At 69.7% G+C, this 18,979-nt stretch carries 21 protein-coding genes; 9 read left to right on the top strand and 12 right to left on the bottom strand.

Features of this window, described 5'->3' with window-relative positions; genetic code table 11:
* The 5 genes from ACIA03_RS28980 to ACIA03_RS28960 all read right to left on the bottom strand — a co-directional run.
* A partial coding sequence (locus ACIA03_RS28980; protein ID WP_396988968.1) for a DUF222 domain-containing protein occupies positions 1-1,131 on the bottom strand: 1,131 nt, incomplete at its 3' end.
* 458 nt (positions 1,132-1,589) lie between these two features.
* Positions 1,590-3,854, bottom strand: coding sequence for an FdhF/YdeP family oxidoreductase (locus tag ACIA03_RS28975; protein ID WP_396988967.1), 2,265 nt, complete (start codon positions 3,852-3,854; stop codon positions 1,590-1,592).
* Between the two features lie 10 nt (positions 3,855-3,864).
* Entirely contained in the window at positions 3,865-6,477 is a 2,613-nt protein-coding gene (locus tag ACIA03_RS28970; protein WP_396988966.1) for an ABC transporter permease, read from the bottom strand.
* A gap of 163 nt (positions 6,478-6,640) precedes the next feature.
* Positions 6,641-7,426 (bottom strand): ABC transporter ATP-binding protein, encoded by a 786-nt coding sequence (locus ACIA03_RS28965; protein WP_396988965.1) that lies wholly within the window; start codon positions 7,424-7,426, stop codon positions 6,641-6,643.
* 66 nt (positions 7,427-7,492) lie between these two features.
* A complete protein-coding gene (locus ACIA03_RS28960; RefSeq protein ID WP_396988964.1) occupies positions 7,493-7,987 on the bottom strand; it encodes a beta-class carbonic anhydrase in 495 nt (164 codons plus the stop codon).
* Positions 7,988-8,048: 61 nt separating this feature from the next.
* On the opposite strand from ACIA03_RS28960, the gene ACIA03_RS28955 reads away from it, so the two are divergent.
* Entirely contained in the window at positions 8,049-10,070 is a 2,022-nt protein-coding gene (locus tag ACIA03_RS28955) for a M3 family metallopeptidase (RefSeq protein ID WP_396988963.1), read from the top strand.
* A 2-nt stretch (positions 10,071-10,072) separates the two neighbouring features.
* Here the strand turns inward: ACIA03_RS28955 and ACIA03_RS28950 are convergent, their stop codons facing one another.
* Both ACIA03_RS28950 and ACIA03_RS28945 read right to left on the bottom strand, forming a co-directional pair.
* A complete protein-coding gene (locus ACIA03_RS28950) occupies positions 10,073-10,270 on the bottom strand; it encodes a hypothetical protein (RefSeq protein ID WP_396988962.1) in 198 nt (65 codons plus the stop codon).
* Positions 10,271-10,334: 64 nt separating this feature from the next.
* Positions 10,335-10,910: a hemerythrin domain-containing protein gene (locus ACIA03_RS28945; protein WP_396988961.1), complete on the bottom strand. Its 576-nt coding sequence runs from the start codon at positions 10,908-10,910 to the stop codon at positions 10,335-10,337.
* Between the two features lie 157 nt (positions 10,911-11,067).
* Here ACIA03_RS28945 and ACIA03_RS28940 point away from each other — a divergent pair, with 157 nt between their 5' ends.
* The 4 genes from ACIA03_RS28940 to ACIA03_RS28925 all read left to right on the top strand — a co-directional run bounded on the left by ACIA03_RS28940 (position 11,068) and on the right by ACIA03_RS28925 (position 12,916).
* Entirely contained in the window at positions 11,068-11,688 is a 621-nt protein-coding gene (locus ACIA03_RS28940; RefSeq protein ID WP_396988960.1) for a LuxR C-terminal-related transcriptional regulator, read from the top strand.
* 186 nt (positions 11,689-11,874) lie between these two features.
* On the top strand, positions 11,875-12,414 hold the full coding sequence (locus tag ACIA03_RS28935; RefSeq protein ID WP_396988959.1) for a sigma-70 family RNA polymerase sigma factor: 540 nt from the start codon (positions 11,875-11,877) through the stop codon (positions 12,412-12,414).
* A gap of 30 nt (positions 12,415-12,444) precedes the next feature.
* Complete coding sequence (locus tag ACIA03_RS28930) at positions 12,445-12,588, top strand: hypothetical protein (RefSeq protein WP_160146610.1); 144 nt, start codon at positions 12,445-12,447, stop codon at positions 12,586-12,588.
* 1 nt (position 12,589) lies between these two features.
* A complete protein-coding gene (locus tag ACIA03_RS28925) occupies positions 12,590-12,916 on the top strand; it encodes a plasmid stabilization protein (RefSeq protein WP_141794047.1) in 327 nt (108 codons plus the stop codon).
* 104 nt (positions 12,917-13,020) lie between these two features.
* Here ACIA03_RS28925 and ACIA03_RS28920 read toward each other — a convergent pair whose 3' ends face one another.
* The 3 genes from ACIA03_RS28920 to ACIA03_RS28910 are packed head-to-tail and all read right to left on the bottom strand — an operon-like array spanning position 13,021 to position 14,353.
* Positions 13,021-13,281: a hypothetical protein gene (locus ACIA03_RS28920; RefSeq protein ID WP_396988958.1), complete on the bottom strand. Its 261-nt coding sequence runs from the start codon at positions 13,279-13,281 to the stop codon at positions 13,021-13,023.
* Positions 13,278-13,499: a hypothetical protein gene (locus ACIA03_RS28915; RefSeq protein ID WP_396988957.1), complete on the bottom strand. Its 222-nt coding sequence runs from the start codon at positions 13,497-13,499 to the stop codon at positions 13,278-13,280. The genes ACIA03_RS28920 and ACIA03_RS28915 overlap by 4 nt, the downstream gene beginning before the upstream one ends.
* Positions 13,500-13,558: 59 nt before the next feature.
* A complete protein-coding gene (locus ACIA03_RS28910) occupies positions 13,559-14,353 on the bottom strand; it encodes a sigma-70 family RNA polymerase sigma factor (RefSeq protein ID WP_396988956.1) in 795 nt (264 codons plus the stop codon).
* A 164-nt stretch (positions 14,354-14,517) separates the two neighbouring features.
* Between ACIA03_RS28910 and ACIA03_RS28905 the strand changes: the two genes are divergently transcribed.
* The 4 genes from ACIA03_RS28905 to ACIA03_RS28890 all read left to right on the top strand — a co-directional run bounded on the left by ACIA03_RS28905 (position 14,518) and on the right by ACIA03_RS28890 (position 16,521).
* The gene (locus ACIA03_RS28905; RefSeq protein WP_396988955.1) at positions 14,518-15,480 is read left to right on the top strand and encodes a glycosyltransferase; all 963 of its coding nucleotides are present in this window, start codon (positions 14,518-14,520) and stop codon (positions 15,478-15,480) included.
* A gap of 164 nt (positions 15,481-15,644) precedes the next feature.
* Positions 15,645-15,788 carry a GPGG-motif small membrane protein gene (locus ACIA03_RS28900; RefSeq protein WP_008361769.1) on the top strand — a complete coding sequence of 48 codons (144 nt, stop codon included), beginning with the start codon at positions 15,645-15,647 and terminating at the stop codon, positions 15,786-15,788.
* Positions 15,789-15,863: 75 nt separating this feature from the next.
* The gene (locus tag ACIA03_RS28895; RefSeq protein WP_141794039.1) at positions 15,864-16,112 is read left to right on the top strand and encodes a hypothetical protein; all 249 of its coding nucleotides are present in this window, start codon (positions 15,864-15,866) and stop codon (positions 16,110-16,112) included.
* Positions 16,113-16,125: 13 nt separating this feature from the next.
* Complete coding sequence (locus ACIA03_RS28890) at positions 16,126-16,521, top strand: hypothetical protein (RefSeq protein ID WP_396988954.1); 396 nt, start codon at positions 16,126-16,128, stop codon at positions 16,519-16,521.
* Positions 16,522-16,530: 9 nt separating this feature from the next.
* Here ACIA03_RS28890 and ACIA03_RS28885 read toward each other — a convergent pair whose 3' ends face one another.
* Positions 16,531-18,249 carry an MFS transporter gene (locus ACIA03_RS28885; protein ID WP_396988953.1) on the bottom strand — a complete coding sequence of 573 codons (1,719 nt, stop codon included), beginning with the start codon at positions 18,247-18,249 and terminating at the stop codon, positions 16,531-16,533.
* Entirely contained in the window at positions 18,246-18,953 is a 708-nt protein-coding gene (locus ACIA03_RS28880) for an LppX_LprAFG lipoprotein (RefSeq protein WP_396988952.1), read from the bottom strand. Before ACIA03_RS28880 ends, ACIA03_RS28885 begins: the two co-directional genes overlap by 4 nt.
* Between the last annotated feature and the right edge of the window lie 26 nt (positions 18,954-18,979).

Here is an 18,979-nt window from a genome sequence, read left to right as displayed (position 1 = left end):
GCTTCGCCCGGCCGACACCGACAGGGACAACTCAAATCGCGACAGCCACCAGGTGCCGGGGATGTCGCAGCCCTCGGCTTCACAGGTCGGGGATCTGAGGAGGAGGGCGCGGCGTTGGGCGGCGGTGAAGAGGCGTTCCTTGCGGCCCAGGTCGAGGGCCTCGGAGTCGCCGCCGAGGACGGCGGGGATGATGCCTGCGGTGCAGGCCAGGCGCCGGGCTTCGGCTGCGGTGATCGGGCTGCCGCCGAGGATCTGGGCGATGCCGGCCTCTTGGCGGAGCTGGTCGAGGTCGATGGTCACGATCACCGTGGTCGCATCCCCGCCGTGGATGGGGAGCCGGGTCGGGTCGAGGGTCTCGAGCAGCTGGCAGAACGCCAGGCCCAGCCGACGGTCGTAGGGCAGGTACTCACCGGTGTCGGTGCGGGTGCCGTCATCACGACGAGGTGAGGCGAAGGCTTCGAGGTTCGTGGCCAGCCGGTCCGCCGTCGCGTCAGGGACCACCGCAGAGATCCTGGTGGTGCCGTCCCCGAGACGCCGCATGGTCAGGCGGGTCTTCTTCCGGGCATGGGCTTCCTCGGCCGCGAGACGCTTTGCTTCCTCGGCCTCGGCGATCTCGGGGGCGATGACGTCGAGGATGCGGCGTCCGAGTCGGCGGAGCTGGGTGGGGTCGAACTGGGTCGCGTAGGCAACCAGGGCCTCTTCGGCCTTGGTTTTGATCTCGGGGTCGAGATCGGTGGGGAGGTCGTCGAGGGCCTGGGTGATCACGTGGGCTTGGGCGGGGTTGCACTCGCCTTGGCGCATGGCGGCCGCGACGTGGTGGTAGGTCCGGTCCAACGCGTCAGCGAGACGCAGGTCCGCACGTAGCACCTCGGGTCGTTGGTGGGTGTGGTGATGCAGCCATGCCGCGACATCACGAGCAGCTGTGTCGGCGGCGACGTCCTGGGCGGTGGCGAGCACCCGTAGCTCGAGCTCGGCCAGCTGAGCCTTGGCTCGGGCGATCTCCAGGAGTGTGGCGGCCTTCTGATCGGTGGCCATGAACGTCGGGTTCGCCGCCGCGACCCGATCCAGGGCGCCGGTGATGGTGACCACGGCACCGAGCACAGGGTGCTGGGGCTGCTGCAGCGTGGTCATCGATCCGGTCACCTCCCGACGTACGAACTCTCCACGCCCGCGCATGCGGGTGTGTTCTGGTTCGCTGGTCTCGGAGGCCCGCCAGATACGGGCTATTACTTACCCTCGCAGCTCAGCGGTCACGCCCCTGGTTCCCCTGGATTACCCCTCGAACAGGGAGGGGCACGCCTCTTTCGAGGTGGTCGGCCTTCACGTTTACGCCTGCGCCGAGCCTACCACACCTCTTCAAACGTAGTCGAACGAAATCGATCGAAACCCAATCAGGGACAGGTATCCCAGCGATAACCCAGACCGCTGCTGGTAGTCCGCAAGAGACCCGAATGGCACCGAACCCAGACACCCTGGCCTGTAAATCTCCCAACCCAAACCCGGTATTGGCCCCACCCGCGCTGGAACCCAGGCACGCGACCAAACGGACACACATCCAGATCCCCACCCGAAGGCGGCCAGCGAACCCGTCAGCGCCCCTCGAGCCGCACGACGATCGACTTCGAGGTCGGCGTGCGGCTGCCGTCGGCGTAGGAGTCGAGCGGGATGAGGACGTTCGTCTCCGGGAAGTAGGCCGCCGCAGAACCGCGCGGGGTGGCGTACGCGACGACGCGGAAGCCCTCGGCACGGCGCTCGCCGTCGGTCCAGACCGAGACGATGTCGACGGTGTCGCCGTCGGCGATGCCGAGCTCGCGGAGGTCCTCGGGGTTGACGAAGACGACGTGGCGCCCGCCCTTGATGCCGCGGTAGCGGTCGTTGTAGCCGTAGACCGTGGTGTTGAACTGGTCGTGGGAGCGCAGCGTCTGCAGCAGCAGATGTCCCGGGGGTGCGGAGACCGCGGTCAGCGGGTTGGCGGTGACCCGGGCGCGACCGGTCGCGGTGGCGAAGGTGCGGGAGTCGCGGGGGCCGTTGGGCAGGGCGAAGCCGCCGGGCGCCTTCAGCCGGGTCTCGAAGTCCTCGAACCCGGGGACCACCGCGGAGATGTGCCAGCGGATCCGGGAGTAGTCCATGCCCATCGCGGCCCAGTCGACGCCGTTCGAGGAGCCGAACAGGGCATCGCCGATGGCGCAGATGATGCCGACCTCGCTGCGCAGCTCCTTCGAGCCGGGAAGCAGGCGGCCGTGGGAGGCGTGGACCATGCCCATCGAGTCCTCAACGGTGACGTACTGCTCACGGCCGCCGGTCTCGTCGCGCTCGGTGCGGCCCAGGCAGGGGAGGATCAGGCCCTCACGGCCGTGGTGGAGGTGGCTGCGGTTGAGCTTGGTCGAGATCTGCACGGTGAGGCCGACGCCGGCCAGCGCGGCCGTGGTGACGGCGGTGTCGGGGGTCGCGGCGGCGAAGTTGCCGCCCAGGGCGAGGAAGACGTCGACGTCGCCGTCGCGCATCGCCTCGATCGCGGCGACCACGTCGTAGCCCTCCTCACGTGGCGGCGTGATGCCGAACTCGTCGCCGATCGCGTCGAGGAACCACGCCGGCGGCTTCTCCCAGATGCCCATCGTGCGGTCGCCCTGCACGTTGGAGTGGCCGCGGACCGGGCAGGCGCCCGCGCCGGGCTTTCCGATGTTGCCGCGCAGCAGCAGGAACGAGGCGATCTCGCGGATCGTGGCGACCGAGTTCTTGTGCTGGGTCAGACCCATCGCCCAGCAGACGATGATGCGCTCGCGGCTCTCGACCAGGTCGGCGAGCGACTCGATCTCCTCGCGAGAGATGCCGCTGAGCCGGGTGATCTCGTCCCATTCCATCGCCGCCCAGGCCTGCGCGGCGACCTCGAAGCCGTCGGTGTGCTCCTCCAGGAACGGGTGGGCGACGGCGTCGCGCTCGACGAGGACCTTGTTGATCCCGGCGAACAGCGCGAGGTCGCCGTTGACCTGCACGGGCACGTGGAGGTCGGCGAGCTTGGTGCCGATGCCGGTGACGCCGCGTACGGTCTGGGGGTTGCGGAACCGGCCCAGCCCGGCCTCGCGCAGCGGGTTGACCGACACCACCTTGGCGCCGTTCTCCTTGGCGGACTCGAGCGCGGTCAGCATCCGCGGGTGGTTGGTGCCGGGGTTCTGGCCGACCACGAAGATCAGGTCGGAATGTTCGGCGAGGTCGTCGTAGGTGACCGTGCCCTTGCCGATGCCGATGACCTCGCCGAGCGCGGTGCCGCTGGACTCGTGGCACATGTTGGAGCAGTCGGGCAGGTTGTTGGTGCCGAGCTGGCGGGCGAGCAGCTGGTAGACGAACGCGGCCTCGTTGGACGCGCGGCCCGAGGTGTAGAAGACCGAACGGTCGGGTTCGGTCGCGCGCATCCGGTCGGCGATCAGCGTGATCGCGTCGGACCAGGAGATGGGGGAGTAGTGGGTCTCGCCGGGGGCGATGTACATCGGCTCGGTCAGCCGGCCCTGCGCCTCCAGCCAGTGGTCGTCGCGCTCGGCGAGGGAGGCGACCGAGTTGGCCGCGAAGAAGGCACGGTCGACCCGCTTGCGGGTCGCCTCCCAGGCCACCGCCTTGGCGCCGTTCTCGCAGAACTCGGCGGCCTTGCGGTGGTCGGGGTCCGGCCACGCGCACGAGGGACAGTCGAAGCCGCCGACCTGGTTGACCTTGAGCAGCGTCTGCAGGCTGCGCCTGGGACCCATCTCTCGCAGCGCGTACTCCATCGAGTGGGCCACCCCGGGGATCCCGACCGCGGCCGTCTCCGGCTCGCTGACGCGGAGAGTGGGTTCGGGCAGGTCTGCGGAGTGCTCGGTGCTCACGCGATGCACCCTACTCCGAGGCGATGGCCTTGAGGACGTCCTGCCTTCCCGCGCGGATGGCCGGGAGGAGCGCCGCAAGCACGCCGACCGCGACGGCGATCCCCAGGAAGACGGTCAGCTGGTCGATCGGCACCGACAGGCTGGTGAGGTCATCGCGCAGCGCGTCGCGCAGCAGCACCCCGAAGAGCACCCCGAGGGCGAGCCCGAGGACCGCGCCGAGGACCGCGATGGTCACCGACTCAAGGGTGATCATCCGGCGCAGCTGGCCGCGGGCGAGCCCGATGGCGCGCAGCAGCCCGATCTCGCGGGTGCGCTCGATGACGCTGAGGCCGAGGGTGTTGACGATGCCGATCACAGCGATCACGATCGCCAGCGCGAGCAGGCCGTAGATCATGTAGAGCAGCTGGTTGACCTGCCCCTTGAGCGACTCGGCGAACTCGTCCTTGTCCTGCACCGCGACCACCGGCCGGTCCTCGACGAGCTTGTCGAGACGGTCGTGGACGACGGCCGCATCGGCTCCGCGCGCCAGCAGGATGCTGAGCGAGGCGTCCTCACGCGGGACCTTGGCCTCGACGAGGTCCTCGATGCGCACCGTGATGTCGCCGGTGACCTGGGTCCGGGCGATGATCCCGCTGATCTGGGGATGCAGCTGGCGGCCGCTGACGAAGGTGAGGTCGATGCGGTCACCGAGCCGCCACCTGTGCTCCTTCGCGGCCTCGTCGGTGACCAGCACCTGGCCGGGCTTGACGTCCGCGCTGCCCTCGAGCACGTCGAGGTCATAGACCTGCGGCAGGTGCTCGTCGACGCCGAAGAGGAACTCGATGTCGTTCTTCTTCGGGTTCTGCAGGTCCACCTTGCCGGCGACGGCCTGCGCGATCTGAGAACGGGCGACGGTCGCGACGCCCTCCACCTTCTCCATCTCGTCGCCGATCGAGGTCGGGAACGGTGTGTACGTCGGGCTCTGCACGACCAGGTCGGGCTTGAACTGGTCCTCGACCACGTCGGAGATCGAGGCGTTCAACGACGCCGCGAGCACGCCGATGAGCGAGACCAGCGCCAGGCCGATCATCAGCGCCGACGCGGTGGCGCCGGTGCGCCGTGGGTCGCGCATCGCGTTCTGGCCGGCCAGCTTGCCGGTCATCCCGAAGACGGTGCCGGAGACGGTCGCCAGCGCCGCCAGCACCGGGCGGCCCAGGAACGCGCTGATCCAGGCCACCGAGAGGATCGAGACGCCGGCCCCGACACCCACCCACAGCGCCGGGCTCGTCGGGATGTCGAACCCGCCGGGCAGGCTGATCTCGGGGATCCCGATCCGCGGCATCGCCGCGAGCAGGAGACCGAGGGCCAGCAGGACGATCCCCAGCGACGTACGCAGGATGGTGGATCTGGTCGGAGGCTGGGTGTCCTCGCGCATCGCCGCCACCGGTGGCACCCTGGCGGCCCGCCGGGACGGGAGCAGCGCGGCGGCCAGCGTGACGCAGACGCCCACGGCGTACGAGGTCGCGATGGTGCGCGGGGTGAGGACGAGGACGTCGGAGGCGATCTCCAGCCCGGCCTGCCGGAAGGCGGCGGCGAGGCCGTGCGCGAGCCCCCAGCCGGCGAGGACGCCGAGGGTGGCCGCGACCAGGGACATGACCAGCGCTTCGAAGAGCACCGAGGCGGTGACCTGTCGGCGGGAGGCGCCCAGGGCGCGCAGCAGCGCCAGCTGACGTGAGCGCTGCGCGATCAGGATGGAGAACGTGTTGACGATGATGAAGGCGCCGACGATCACCGCGATCACCGCGAAGACGATCAGGAAGACCGAGATCACGTCGAGGAAGGAACCGATCGCGTCCTCGGACTCCGCGACCACCTTGTCACCGGTGATCGCCTCGAAGCCCTTCGGCAGGACCGTGTTCGCGGCCGCCGCGAGCTCCTTCTGGCTGACGCCGGGGGCAGCGGTCAGCGAGACCGCGGAGTAGACGTCCTTCCCCTCGGTGAACAGGTTCTGGGCGCCGGCAGTGCTGAAGACGAGCAGCTGGGCGCCGGCGGTGCCACCGCCGTTGAAGGCGGCGATGCCGGTGAGGGTGACCTTGCGGCGGGTCTCGCCCTGGGGTGCGATCAGGGTGACGGAGTCGCCCACCTGGTAACCGGCCTTCTCCGCGGTCGCCTCGTCGAGGACGAGCTCCTTGTCCCCGGTCGGCCAGCTCCCTCGGAGGAGCTCGAGCGACGGCTCGCCGAGCAGGTTGGGGGTTCCGGTGTGGTTGAAGGCCAGCGTCGGCGCGCCCGAGCTGCTGACCAGCTTGTCGTCGGTGTCGAGCACGTAGAGCCCCGCGCCCTGGACGACGCCGTCGGCGCGGGCGACCTCCGGCAGCGTACGCAGCTTCTCGATGGCCTCCGGCCCCAGCATCGCCGCGCCGCCACCGCCGGGGCGGGACGCGGCCTCGGCCGCGGTGGCGCTGTTGGCCGGGCGCACCTGGGCGTCGGGGGTGGAGCCGTTGATGATCCCGGAGAAGGTGCGGTCGAGCCCGTGGGAGAAGGTGAGCACCCCGGCCAGGAACGCCACGCCGAGGACGATCGCGAGCGTCGACATGAGCAGGCGCACCTTGTGCGCGGCGAGGTTGCGCAGCGTCAGCCGGAGCACGCCGCCACCTCCCCGCTTCGCGGGGTCACTCCCTCGCTCGGCACGAGCGGACGAGCAAGCTCGCCGCTCGACCTCGCTCCGGTCGTCTCCGTTGCGCAAGCGCCAGAGTACGGACGTGGCGGCGTGCCGATTGTTTGGTTCACTCGCTGACGCTCGTTCACTCTCAGGCGCCCTCGCCGATCGGGGCCAGCCCCATCGCCCGCGACTGCAGGTCGGCCATGTGGGCCAGGATCTCCTCGCGGCTCGGCTTGGCGAGCTCGTCGACGATGCGGCCGTCGGCCAGGAAGACCACCCGGTCGCAGTAAGAGGCCGCGACCGGGTCGTGGGAGACCATGACGATGGTCTGGCCGAGGTCGTCGACGCTGTGGCGCAAGAAGTCGAGCACCTGGGCCGCGGAGGTGGAGTCGAGGTTGCCGGTCGGCTCGTCGGCGAAGACGATGTCGGGCTTGGAGACCAGCGCCCGGGCGCAGGCGACCCGCTGCTGCTGCCCGCCGGAGAGCTCGCTCGGCTTGTGCTTGAGCCGCTCGCGGAGGTTGACCGTGTCGATGACCTGGTCGAACCAGGCCCTCTCCGGCTTCTTCCTGGCCAGGGAGAGCGGCAGCAGGATGTTCTCCTGCGCGGTCAGCGTCGGCACCAGGTTGAACGCCTGGAAGACGAACCCGATCTTGTCGCGTCGCAGCGCGGTGAGGCGGCGGTCGCGCAGCTTGCCGAGCTTGCGACCGCCCACGATCACCTCGCCGGACGTGGGCTTGTCGAGCGCGGCCAGGCAGTGCATCAGCGTCGACTTGCCCGAACCGCTCGGGCCCATGATCGCGGTGAACTGCCCGGCGTAGAGATCGAGGGTCACGCCGTCGAGCGCGCGGACCTCCGCCGCACCCTTGCCGTACGTCTTGTGCAGGTCGATCGCCTGGGCGGCGATCTCACGCTGTGCCGGGTCTGTGAGGCTCACGCCCCAACTGTTGCCTATGGGTGGTTGGGGTGCATGCCATTTCCGGACAGGGACCTGGCCCGCGGGTCAGATCTTCTGGTTGAGCAGCCCCGTGTCGACGTCGTAGATGAACCCGCCGACCTTGACGTCCTCGGGGACGAAGGGGTGCGAGCGGACCTTGGCGACGTCCTCCGCGAGCGCACGGACCTGGTCGTCGACGACGTGCAGGTGGAGCCAGGAGGCGTCCTGGCCGGCGGAATCGGCGAGCTTGGCACGAAGCTCGGCCTCGGTGTTGGAGGCGACCGCACAGCGGGTGTGAGGCACGATCAGGATGCGCTTGACGTTGAGGAGGTGCACGCCGAGCACCAGCGCCTCCATCGCCTGCGGGGTCACCCGGCCACCGGGGTTGCGGAAGATCTTGGCGTCCCCGAGGCGCAGGCCCAGCATGGCGAGCGGCTCGATGCGGGAGTCCATGCAGGTCACGATCGCGACCCCGGCGTGGGCGACGCCGTCGAAGCCTCCGTTGTCGAACGCCTCGGCGTAGGTCTGGTTCGCGGCAAGCAGGTCATCGAAATCGGCCATGACGCCAACGTAGCCGATATCCACGGGCCGTCCGCGAGGTGTTTCAGATAGCGTGCACGATGTGATCGACGCCCTACTCGAGCCCAGCGACCTGCCCCACCGTCTGCCCCGTTTCGCGGACATCTCGATCGAGGACTACGGCCCGGCGATCGAGCAGGGGATGGCCGAGCAGCTGGCGGCGCTGGCCGCCATCACCTCGTCGGCCGAGGAGCCGACGTTCGAGAACACCCTCGTCGCCCTGGAGCGGTCCGGCGAGCGGCTGGACCGGGTCCTGCGGGTCTTCTTCTCGCTGCTCTCCGCGGACTCCTCCGACGCGTTGGACGAGCTCAATGCTGCGTACGCTCCTCGGTTGGCGGCCCACCACGACGCGCTGCTCCTCGACGACACGCTCTTCGCGCGGGTGAACGCGGTCTACGAGAAGCGGGCGGAGCTGGAGGGCGAGGACCGTTATCTGGTCGAGCGCTACCACCGCGACTTCGTGCTTGCGGGAGCCGCGCTCGGGCCGGAGCAGAAGGCGCGGCTGCGGGAGCTCAACCAGGAGATCTCCGCGCTGGAGGCGGCCTTCGGGCAGGCCTCGCAGGCCGACTCCAACGACCTCGCCGTGGTCGTCGACACCGTCGAGGAGCTCGCCGGGCTGACCCCGGGGGAGATCTCCGCCGCCGCGGCGGCCGCTTCAGGGCGCGGGTTGGACGGCAAGTTCCTGATCACGCTGACCCTGTTCACCGCCCACCCCTACCTGTCGGTGCTGGAGAACCGGGAGCTTCGGCAGCGGCTGTTCGAGGCGCAGCTCGCCCGGGGCTCGCGCGGCAACGCCAACGACACCCGAGGCATCGCTCTCGATGCGCTGCGGCTTCGGGCCGAGAAGGCGCAGCTTCTCGGCTTCGACAGCTACGCCGGCCTGGTGACCGCCGACAACACCGCCGGCACGCCGAAGGCCGTCCGCGACATGCTGGAGCGGCTGGCCGCGCCGGCGGCCCGCAACGCCCGGGCCGAGCAGGCAGCCCTCGAGGCCTCGGCGGGCGGACCGGTCGAAGCCTGGGACTGGCCCTACTACGCCGAGAAGGTCCGGGCCTCGGAGTACGACGTCGACCTGGCCGTCCTGCGGCCGTGGTTCGAGGCCGACCGGGTGCTGCGCGACGGCGTCTTCTTCGCCGCCGGGCAGCTCTACGGGCTGACCTTCGAGGAGCGACCCGACCTGCAGGGCTACCACCCCGAGGTACGCGTCTTCGAGGTCTCCCGCGACGGCGACCCGATCGGGCTCTTCCTGCTCGACCTCTACACCCGGGACTCGAAGAAGGGCGGTGCCTGGATGAACTCCTACGTCACCGCCAACACGCTGCTGGGTGAGCCGTCGGCGATCGTGACCAACAACCTCAACGTGCCCAAGCCGGCGCCGGGGGAGCCGACGCTGCTGACCTTCGACGAGGTCAACACGCTCTTCCACGAGTTCGGGCATGCGCTCCACGGGCTGCTCGCGCAGGCGACCTATCCGCGCTTCGCGGCGACGTCGGTCTACCGCGACTTCGTCGAGTACCCGTCCCAGGTCAACGAGATGTGGATGCTCTGGCCCGAGGTGCTCGCCAACTACGCGGTGCACCACGAGACCGGCGAGCCGATCCCGGACGACGTGCTCGGCAAGCTCGAGGCTTCGTCCACGTTCAACGAGGGGTTCGCGACCTCTGAATACCTGGCCGCCGCGCTCATCGACCTGGCCTGGCACGAGCTCGGCCCGGCCGACGTGCCGACCTCACCCGAGGCGGTGGATGAGTTCGAGGCGGCCGCGCTCGCGGCGGTCGGCCTGGACAACCCGGCGGTGCGCCCGCGCTACTACACGGCGTACTTCAAGCACATCTTCGGCGGCTACGCCTCGGCCTACTACTCCTACATCTGGTCCGAGGTCCTCGACGCCGACACGGTCGCGTGGTTCAAGGAGAACGGCGGCCTGACCAGGGAGAACGGCGAGGCGTACGTCCGCTACGTGATCGGCATCGGCGGCACGCGTGACCCGCTGGAGTCCTACGCGGAGTGGCGCGGCCGGCCGGCGCCGATCGCTCCGCTGCTGGAGCGCCGGGGCCTGGCCTAGCGTCAGCGGTCCCGAGGGTCCGCCGGGCCTGCCCAGCTGGACTGCGGGTCGCTGGCGGGGAAGGTCTCTTCCTCGGTCTCGTCTTGCGGGTCGTAGTCGGAGGCTTCCTCCTCGACCCGTTCCGGGGTGGGAAATGGGATCGGGGCCTCGGTGCTCTCATCTGCGCCGGTCACGGGGTCCTTGGTTTCCTTCTCGACCATCGTTCTGCTCCCATCTGAAGACTTCGATGCTGTTCAGCATCCACTGTGCCACTTCCCGACTAGGTCACGCCCGGCTCAGCGCGTCCTTGACGCGGTCGACGATGGAGTGGAACGGCATCGTGGCCAGCTGCTTGGGAACGGATCCGGCAGAGCCGGGGTGGGGGCGGGTCGGCGCGACCAGCTCGATGGCCGTCAGGCGCTTGCCCATCATGTGCCGGTCGGTCTCGCCGAGCGTGGTGAGAAGCAGCGGGAACTCGACGCGCTCCTCCTCCTCGGCGTGCTGCTCGACCGCGATCTGGAAGATCGGGAAGGTCTCGTCGAACTCGGGGCTGTCGACACCGACCTCCTCGAGCCGCGCCAGCATCTCGGCGGCCTCCTTCTCGTCGGCGTTGAGCGCCTTGGTCAGCGTCTCGCCACCGCGGACCGACGCGACCGGATGGACGACGAGCTCCTCGGCGGTCTCGTGGACCGCGAGCAGGACCCGGAGATCGTCGAACGCCTGGCGCTTCGCCGGGCCCTCGGAGTTCCGCACCGTCGCGCAGAGCTGGCGGATGCCGGCGTGCTGCTGCAGCAGGATCCTGACCACGTCGCCTTGGGGCAGCGCGGAGGCCTTTTTCAGATCTTCGGTCACGTGGGACATGGGTGCTCCTGTCTCAGGGTCGGATGTACAAAAGCCCTGGTACCCACGGCGTGTTCTGGCCATACACCTGTCCAAGCGACCACCGATCTGAGAAGGTTCAGGAGTGATGAGGTCGGGGGTTGTGCGGGTAGCGGTGGTCAGCCCGCAAGAGGTTGTCATGCGCGGGCTCACCACCATGCTCGCGGACTATCCGGACCGGCTGGTCGTGACCGCGCTGCCGTCGGTTCGCAGCCGGGCGCCGGGCGTCGACGTGATCCTCTACGACACCCTCGGTCTGCACCTGGCCGACGGCTCCGATCTGACGCACCTGCTGCGCGAGACCGACGCCAAGGTCCTGATCTTCAGCCGCGACATGCGCCCCGATCTGCGCGCCAAGGCCTACTCGCTCGGGGCGAAGGCGTGGGTCTCGATGAGCGTGCACGCCGGAGAGCTCGTACGCAGCATCGAGCTCACCGCAGCCGGCGAGCCGATCGGCGAGCAGCATGACCGATTGGGGACGGTCGCCGGGCTCACCACCCGCGAGGTCGAGGTGATCGCGCTGATCGCCCAGGGACTCTCCAACAACGAGATCGCCGCCAAGCTCGTTCTGAGCGTCAACACGCTCAAGAGCCACATCCGGCAGACCTACCGCAAGATCGGCGTCGCCACCCGCAGCCAGGCGGTCAGCTGGGCGATCACGCATGGGTTCGCGCCACCCGATGAGAATTCTCCGGAATCGAGCGCATCGGTGGCTGCCCGGATGGTTACCGATACCGTATCGACAGAGCACTCAGGGTGACTCCCGCCTGCTTCGGCATGGGGCTGACACCACGATGCACTGTCGGTGCCGCGGTCTCGGCAACGGACCCGGGACCGCGGTTCTAACCCTCAGGGGTGAGTGTGCTGTGGGGGTTGTGCTCACCCCTGGGGGTCATTTCTCTTCCGAAGCGATGGTTCTGACCGGTCCGCGCGACAGACTCGGATCATGGACAAGACGCAGGAGTCATCCGCCGTTCCGGTGCCGCTGCAGCGGGAGGAAGACCTGGTCGTACGTCACCTCCCGGTGGCACGTTCCCTGGCCGCGCGCTACGCGGGACGCGGCGTCGAGATCGACGACCTCCGCCAGGCCGCGAGGATGGGGCTGGTGAAGGCCGCGCGCCGCTACGACCCCGCTCGGGGCGAGTTCCTGAGCTATGCCGTCCCGGTGGCCAACGGCGAGATGCGTCACTGCTTCCGTGAGATGGCCCGCGGGGTGCGTACGCAGCCCCTCGACGATGACACCCACGGACCGCTCGCCGAGCAGCTGGGCGCGCCCGACCCCGGCTTTGAGCAGGCGGAGGCGCGGGTGATGGTCGAGGATGCGATCGACCGGCTCGACGAGGCTGACCGGATGATCATCCGACTGCGCTTCGTCGAGGGCCTCAGCCAGGCCGAGATCGGCGAGCGGATCGGGGCCACCCAGGCCCAGGTCTCCCGTGCGCTCGCCCGGATCATCCGCCGGATGCGCGTGATGGTCACCGCGTGAGCCGGACCGGTTCTGGGTACCGGTCTGCCCATGAGCACCCAAGTTGTCATCTTCAGTGTGATCGGGTTGGTCGTCGTCCTGGTCGGTATCGCGGCTTGGGCGCTCGACGCCCGTCGCAACAAGCACGTGGCCGAGGACGAGGAGCGCCTCGACCAGCGGAGAAGGAGGAGCTGAGATGCCGCAGCGCGCCTGGAGCAAGAAGCGAGAACGACAGTACGAGCACATCAAGGAAGGCCTGCTCGAGCGCGGCGAGAACGAGGACACCGCCGAGGAGATCGCGGCCCGTACGGTCAACAAGGAGCGTGCCCGTGGGGGCGAGTCCCGCGAGCGGAGCCGTACGTCGACCAAGGACATCTCCTCAGGCCGCCGCGGTGGCTTGCGCAGTCACCGCGGCCCTGGTGGGCGTACCAAGGCTCAGCTGTACGAGGAAGCAAAGGACAAGAACGTCAAGGGGCGTTCGAAGATGAACAAGGCCGAGCTCGAGAAGGCTGTCGGGCGGTAGCCCTGACGTGTCGAGCTCTGGCCTGTCGCGGGCCGGTGATGGCTCGGCGGCCATCAGCTCCGAAGAGCCGACAGCCGCCGAGGGGTCGAACGACGACGGGGAGACTACGGGTGCGGCCGAGAGACGTACGCCGCCGACGTACGTTCGATGTCGTCAACGGCCTCCGTGGGAGCTGCGCTGCGAGCCCGGTGGTCGCCGGTGTGACCGAAGGGGAGGGGCATCGTGCCGATCCGCTTACGTGCCATGCCCAGGGTCGCGCCGGCTCCGTCGCGTAGAGTCTCGTAGGTTGCGGCGGGGTAGCGGCCGACGATGAAGCCGGCTGCGCCACCCAGGGCGAAGGTGAAGAGGTTTCGTTTCGTCCTCACTTCTTCCCACCTGCCTTGAACTTTCGCATCAGAGCGTCGGTCCCCTTCTTGCGGACGACGGTCGTGGCGACCGTCATCAGGACCGGTACGAGGACAGCGGCGACAGCCGCGATCCGCTTGCCCCAGGACGACTCCTGCCACTTGGTCTTGGGCGTGCCGTTCCACAGCGAGCGCTGGGCGGTGTCGTCGCGCTCGCCGGTGATCGTTGAGTACGTCATGCCAGATCTCCTATGTCTCGGGCGGCTGTTGGGGTCCCTGTACCCGTCGTGGATACGTGTCATGCGGCGATTCCGACGTCTTCGAGCTGCTCGCGCAGCTCGTCGATGATCCGGGTCAGGATCCGGGAGACCTGGGTCTGGGTGACGCCGATGGCCTCGCCGATCTCGGCCTGGCTGCGGTCCTCGATGAAGCGCAGCCGGACCACGAGCTGGTCGCGAGGGCAGAGCACGTGGACCGCCTGCTCCAGGGCCAGACGGGTCTCGCAGTCGGCGAGTCCGCCGTCGATGCCGGGCAGCATGTCGCCGATGGTGGCCTCCGACGAGGACTGCGACTCGCTCGAGCGCAGCGGGGCGTCCAGCGAGGAAGGGGTGAAGCAGCCGCGGGCGTCGAGAGCCTCGCGAACCTTCTGCTCCGGGACGTGGGCGATCTCAGCCAGCTCGGAGGTGGGCAGGTTGCCACGCTCGGAGCCGATCCGGAGCAGCGTGCTCTGCAGCTCCTGGATGGGTCGCGGCGGTCGTACGGTCCAGCCGTGGTCGCGGAACCAGCGCTTCACCTCACCGCGGATCGTGGGCACGGCATAGGTGAGGAAGTCGTCGGCACGGTCCGGATGGAAGCTCTTCGCCGCCCGGACCAGGGCGACGTACGCCACCTGCTCCAGGTCGGCACGGGGGATGCCGCGGCCCGTGTAGCGGTGGGCGATCGAACGGGCGACCGCTGCGTTGAGCAGGATCACCTCCTCGAGGATCCGGTCCTGCTCCTCTCCTTCCGCGTCGTGTGCCTGCGCCAACAGCTCCGAGGTCAGACGCTGGCGCTCGGCACGGGGTAGGTCTGTCTCGAAAGTTGTCGTCGTCATGTGTTGCTGGTGCCCGTCTCGGCCCTCTCCCAACGGCTCGGGAGGAAACTTCACCCTCGCGGGTGTGCACCGGCGGACCCGCAACCACCCCTTCGGGTGAGATTCCCCAGAACTTTGTGCCGCCGCACCGCATCACCGAAGGCGCTCCCGGGCACCGACAGGGAATGAGAATCCTGATCTGGCACCTGCACGACGCCTGGACGACGGCGTTCGTGCACGGTCGCCACGACTACCTCCTCCCGGTGACGCGCGACCATGGCCCCGACGGTCTCGGCCGCGCCCGCACCTGGGAGTGGCCCCCGGCCGCCCGCGAGGTGGCCGCCGAGGCCCTCGGTGAGGAGGAGGTCGACGTCGTCGTCCTGCAGCGCCCGCACGAGGTCGACCTGGCCGAGCGGTGGCTCGGCGGCCGGCGGCCGGGACGCGACGTCCCCGCGGTCTACCTGGAGCACGACACCCCGGCCGGCGGCGTCCCCGACACCCGTCACCCGATGGCGGGCGGCGACATCCCGATCGTGCACGTGACCGGCTTCAACGACCTCGTCTGGGACTGCGGCGGCACCCCGACCACGGTGATCGAGCACGGCATCGTCGACCCGGGCCGCCGCTACACGGGCGACATCGAGCGAGCCGGAGTGGTCGTCAACGATCCGGTACGCCGCGGCCGCTCGGTCGGCGCCGACCTCATCCCGGCGCTGGCCGAGGGCGTCGGCGCCGACGTCTTCGGCATGCGTGTCGAGCAGCTGCCCGGGTACCAGGGGCTGCGGACGTACGAGAATCTCTCGCAGCGTGACCTGCACGACCACCTTCCGCGGCGTCGCGTCTACGTCGACCTCAACCGCTGGACCTCGCTGGGCCTGTCGCTGATCGAGGCGATGCACCTCGGCATGCCGGTCGTGGCCCTGGCCACGACCGAGACGCCGCTCGCGGTGCCGCACGAGGCCGGCTTCGTCACCACTCGCCGCGACGAGATCGTCCCCGCCGTACGCCATCTGATGAAGGACCCCGACGTCGCCGAGCAGGCCGGTCTGATCGGCCGCCGGCATGCCAAGCGGCGCTACGGCCTGGACCGGTTCCTCGCCGACTGGGACGACGTGCTCGCTTCCGTCGTCGCCGGCAGCGCTGTGTGAGCCGGGCGGAAGCTGCGGGCATGTGGGGCGCGTGGCTGGGTACCGGGTGGGCTGGACGCAATACATGCAGGGTGCCGAGGAGGCGAAGGCCCTGCTCCGAAGCCGCTTGGACGGGACCGTCCGAGCTGCCCCCCGCAACAACTACACACCGAGGTGAGATCCGAATGGCACTACTTCTATGGCTGATCGCGGCAGTCCTGGTGATCGGCGGCATCCTTGCGCTGGTCCGTGGCCAAATCCTGTGGGGAGCTGTCCTCATCGTGGTCGGTCTGTTGGTCGGCCCCGGTGGGGTGAGCATCTTCACCTGACACCGTGCGGCCCGGTGCCCCCGAGGGTCCCGGGCCGCGCGGCGTCCGGTGTGAAGTCGATGGAAAGGACCCACCATGGGTAAGTGCGCCACCTGCGGCAACGAGTACGACGAGAGCTTCGAGGTGATCACGGCCTCGGGTGAGCATCATGTCTTCGACTCGATCGAGTGCGCCGTGTCCGTGATCGCGCCGGTGTGCGTCAACTGCGGCACCCGCATCCTCGGGCACGGGGTGCAGAACGAGGAGCACATGTTCTGCTGTGCCCACTGTGCCCATGCGGTGGGGGTGAGGGGCGTGAGCGACCGGGTCACCAGCGGTTCCTGACGGGAGCCCACGGATGACCCGCGATCTCGCCGCAGACCTGTTCCGGCACGGCTACCACGCGATCCCCGATGCTCGGCGGCGGGCCGGCGAGCCGCCGGCCTGCCCGGTCAAGCTCCTCGGGGACGATGCCCTGGTCGTGAGCGGTCCCGCCTCCGTACGCCGTTTCTACGACTCGTCGCTCATCCGGCGCTCGGGCGCTGTGCCCGCGACGTCGACGCGTTCGAGCTCGTGCCGCAGGGCGGGGGAGATCCGGCCGTGGGCCCATCGGTGTCCCGGTGAGCCCTCCACGATCGCGATGATCGCCGCCACTGTCGAGGTCTTCGCCGGTGCCACCTGGAGCGTGGTGGAGCGCGGGAGCACCTATCCCCGGATCCCTACCCGCGAGCGGCTGCGGATCCGGATCGGGTAGCGGGCCCGGCTACAGCGCGGTGACGGTCTCGCTCGGCGACAGTGCACGGGTCGGGGCGCCCCGCAGCAGGACCACGGCGAGGACGGCGGCGATCGCGGCGCAGACCGCGGCGCCGGCGAAGACGGTGTGCTCCTGGGCGATGGCGGCGCCGATGAGCAGGTCCTGGTACTCCTCGCACATACCGCCGCCGGTGCACACCGACGACAGCGCCGGCAGGTCGGCCTGGGCGGCGTAGTAGCTGCGCAGGCCGAGGGTGGTCAGTGCCGAGATGCCGACCAGCATGCCGACCATGCGGGCGACCACGGTGAAGGACGTGGTCAGGCCGTGCATCGACTGCTCGGTCGTGGCCAGGATCGCCGCGTTGACCGGCGCCAGGGCGAGCCCGAACCCGAGACCGCCGGTGACCAGGACGACCGTCGCCGCGAACGAGCGCAGCGCGTCGGCGTCCCAGCGGGCCATGAACACGAAGGCCACCGCCGCCAGCAGCATCCCGCCGCCGGCGATCACGCCCGCGGGCAGCCGCCGGGTGAGGAAGCCGCCCGCGATGGCACCCACCGGCAGCGCGACCAGGAACTCCAGCAGCACCAGCGCCGCCTTCAGCTGGCTGTCGCCGTAGATGGTGGTGCGCGCGAAGAGCGGCACGTCGATCAGCGCCGCCACCAAGGCCGCTCCGACGAAGAACGAGACCAGCACCGAGCCCCACGCCGGCATCCGCGCGAACGCGCCGCGCGGCACGATCGGGTCCTGCGCCCGGCGCAGGTGGAAGACGAACCCGAGCAGCGCCAGCCCGCCGGCGACCAGGTACCAGGTGCCCTGCTCGGAGAAGACCGCCACCTCGGGGTCGGCGGTCGCAAAGGCGAGGATCACCCCGGCCAGGGCGATCGAGAGCAGCAGCGCCCCGAGCAGATCGACCTCGGCGCTGATCCGGCCGAGCACGCGGCGTACGCCCGGCTGCAGGGCCCACTTCAGCAGGCAGCCGAGAGTGGCGACGATCGTGGCCAGGCCCAGCGGGGTCAGCCAGCGCGTCGACCCGGCCGCGGGCACATAGAGCGCACCCCAGGTCAGGTCCTGGACGAGGGCGGTCGGCTCGATCGCGAGGAGGACGAACGCGACGCCGGCGAGGAGCAACAGCAGCAGCGCGATCAGGTCCGGCCGGCCGGACCGGCCGGACGCGGTGTCCGTGCGGCCCAGCCGCCGGATCGCCACCGCCAGCACGACGCCGACGACGAGGTTGAGCAGGAAGATCGCCCGCCAGTCGGCGAGGGCGAGCACCACCGCGCCGATGAGCGGCCCGAGCACGGAGCCGAGCTCCTGGACCGCCGAGACCAGCCCGAGCGGCACGCCGCGGCGGTCGACGGGATAGAGCGCCGCGACCAGCGCCAGGGTCGCCGGCACCAGCGCACCGCCGCCCAGCCCCTGGAAGAACCGGCCGACCACCATCGCCGCGAGGTCCCACGAGAGGGCGGTCAGGAACGAGCCCAGAGCGAAGACCACCAGCCCGCCGACCAGCACCGGCAGATGTCCGAGGAGGTCGGCCAGGCGCCCGATCAGCGGCAGCACGGCCACATAGCCCAGCAGGAAGCCCGAGATCAGCGGCGCGGCCCGTTGCAGCTCCTCGATCGAGAGCCCGACGCCCGCCATCATGTCCGGCAGCGCCAGCACGACGACGTACGTGTCCGCGGCGGCGAAAGCCACCGCGATCGCAGCGAGCCAGAGGACCGCTCTCACGGCTTGGCGATCTCCTTCTCCACGTCGTACTCGGTCACGTCGATCGTGTAGGAGTACGCCGCCTCACCCTCGCCGCTGAAGTGGCCCTTGATGGTGGCCTCGGTGAGCTCGTCGGAGTCGTTGACGACGTAGGTGACGTCGAAGTCGCCGGCCGCGCCGGCGAGGATCTTCTGGACCGCCGTGTCCGGGAGCGTGCCGGTGTAGGTCGAGAGGATCTCGTCGTTGTCGGCGCCGCCGCGCACCGACTTGCCGATCTTCACGCCCTCGGTCGCCGAGAGCAGCGAGGAGATGCCGGTCTCCGGCGCGATCAGCGCCGCCGGGTCGGGCACGCCGTAGTCGGCGGGGTCGACCTTCTGGAACGCGGTCGTGAACGGCAGCTTCGCGTAGACGACGCCGTCGACCGAGACCACCTCGACCTGCGCCTCGGCGCCCATCACGGGCACGGTCAGCGTGCCTTCGAACGCCGGCTTGCGGGTCAGGGTCCCGGTCGCGGCCTTCAGCGTCGTGATGCCCTCGGGCAGGTCGTCGGAGGCGATCGAGAAGTTGATCCCGCTCGTCTCGTCGAGGTGCTTCTGCGCCGCCGCGAGCACCTGCTGCGGCGTACGTCCCTTGGTCGGGTCCTCGTCGCCGCACGAGGTCATCACGAGAAGCGCGGCCAGAAGGGCGATGAGAGCGAAGGCGAGGCGTGGCAGGCTCGTTGGCATGCGGGTCAGGATGCCACGCCTCGCAA

Source organism: Nocardioides sp. NPDC051685, assembly GCF_044453405.1.
Classification (GTDB): domain Bacteria; phylum Actinomycetota; class Actinomycetes; order Propionibacteriales; family Nocardioidaceae; genus Nocardioides.
Note: the sequence above shows the minus strand (reverse complement) of the source record. Positions and strands in the feature narration are given on the sequence as shown.

Excerpts from the sequence above, each read along its gene's own strand:
- ACIA03_RS28910 (WP_396988956.1), bottom strand. The coding sequence starts at position 14,353 with ATGACGACGACAACTTTCGAGACAGACCTACCCCGTGCCGAGCGCCAG.
- ACIA03_RS28930 (WP_160146610.1), top strand. The coding sequence starts at position 12,445 with ATGAGCACCCAAGTTGTCATCTTCAGTGTGATCGGGTTGGTCGTCGTC.
- ACIA03_RS28880 (WP_396988952.1), bottom strand. The coding sequence starts at position 18,953 with ATGCCAACGAGCCTGCCACGCCTCGCCTTCGCTCTCATCGCCCTTCTG.
- ACIA03_RS28935 (WP_396988959.1), top strand. The coding sequence starts at position 11,875 with ATGGACAAGACGCAGGAGTCATCCGCCGTTCCGGTGCCGCTGCAGCGG.
- ACIA03_RS28900 (WP_008361769.1), top strand. The coding sequence starts at position 15,645 with ATGGCACTACTTCTATGGCTGATCGCGGCAGTCCTGGTGATCGGCGGC.
- ACIA03_RS28915 (WP_396988957.1), bottom strand. The coding sequence starts at position 13,499 with ATGACGTACTCAACGATCACCGGCGAGCGCGACGACACCGCCCAGCGC.
- ACIA03_RS28925 (WP_141794047.1), top strand. The coding sequence starts at position 12,590 with ATGCCGCAGCGCGCCTGGAGCAAGAAGCGAGAACGACAGTACGAGCAC.
- ACIA03_RS28890 (WP_396988954.1), top strand. The coding sequence starts at position 16,126 with ATGACCCGCGATCTCGCCGCAGACCTGTTCCGGCACGGCTACCACGCG.
- ACIA03_RS28945 (WP_396988961.1), bottom strand. The coding sequence starts at position 10,910 with ATGTCCCACGTGACCGAAGATCTGAAAAAGGCCTCCGCGCTGCCCCAA.
- ACIA03_RS28950 (WP_396988962.1), bottom strand. The coding sequence starts at position 10,270 with ATGGTCGAGAAGGAAACCAAGGACCCCGTGACCGGCGCAGATGAGAGC.
- ACIA03_RS28895 (WP_141794039.1), top strand. The coding sequence starts at position 15,864 with ATGGGTAAGTGCGCCACCTGCGGCAACGAGTACGACGAGAGCTTCGAG.
- ACIA03_RS28960 (WP_396988964.1), bottom strand. The coding sequence starts at position 7,987 with ATGGCCGATTTCGATGACCTGCTTGCCGCGAACCAGACCTACGCCGAG.
- ACIA03_RS28940 (WP_396988960.1), top strand. The coding sequence starts at position 11,068 with ATGCGCGGGCTCACCACCATGCTCGCGGACTATCCGGACCGGCTGGTC.
- ACIA03_RS28905 (WP_396988955.1), top strand. The coding sequence starts at position 14,518 with ATGAGAATCCTGATCTGGCACCTGCACGACGCCTGGACGACGGCGTTC.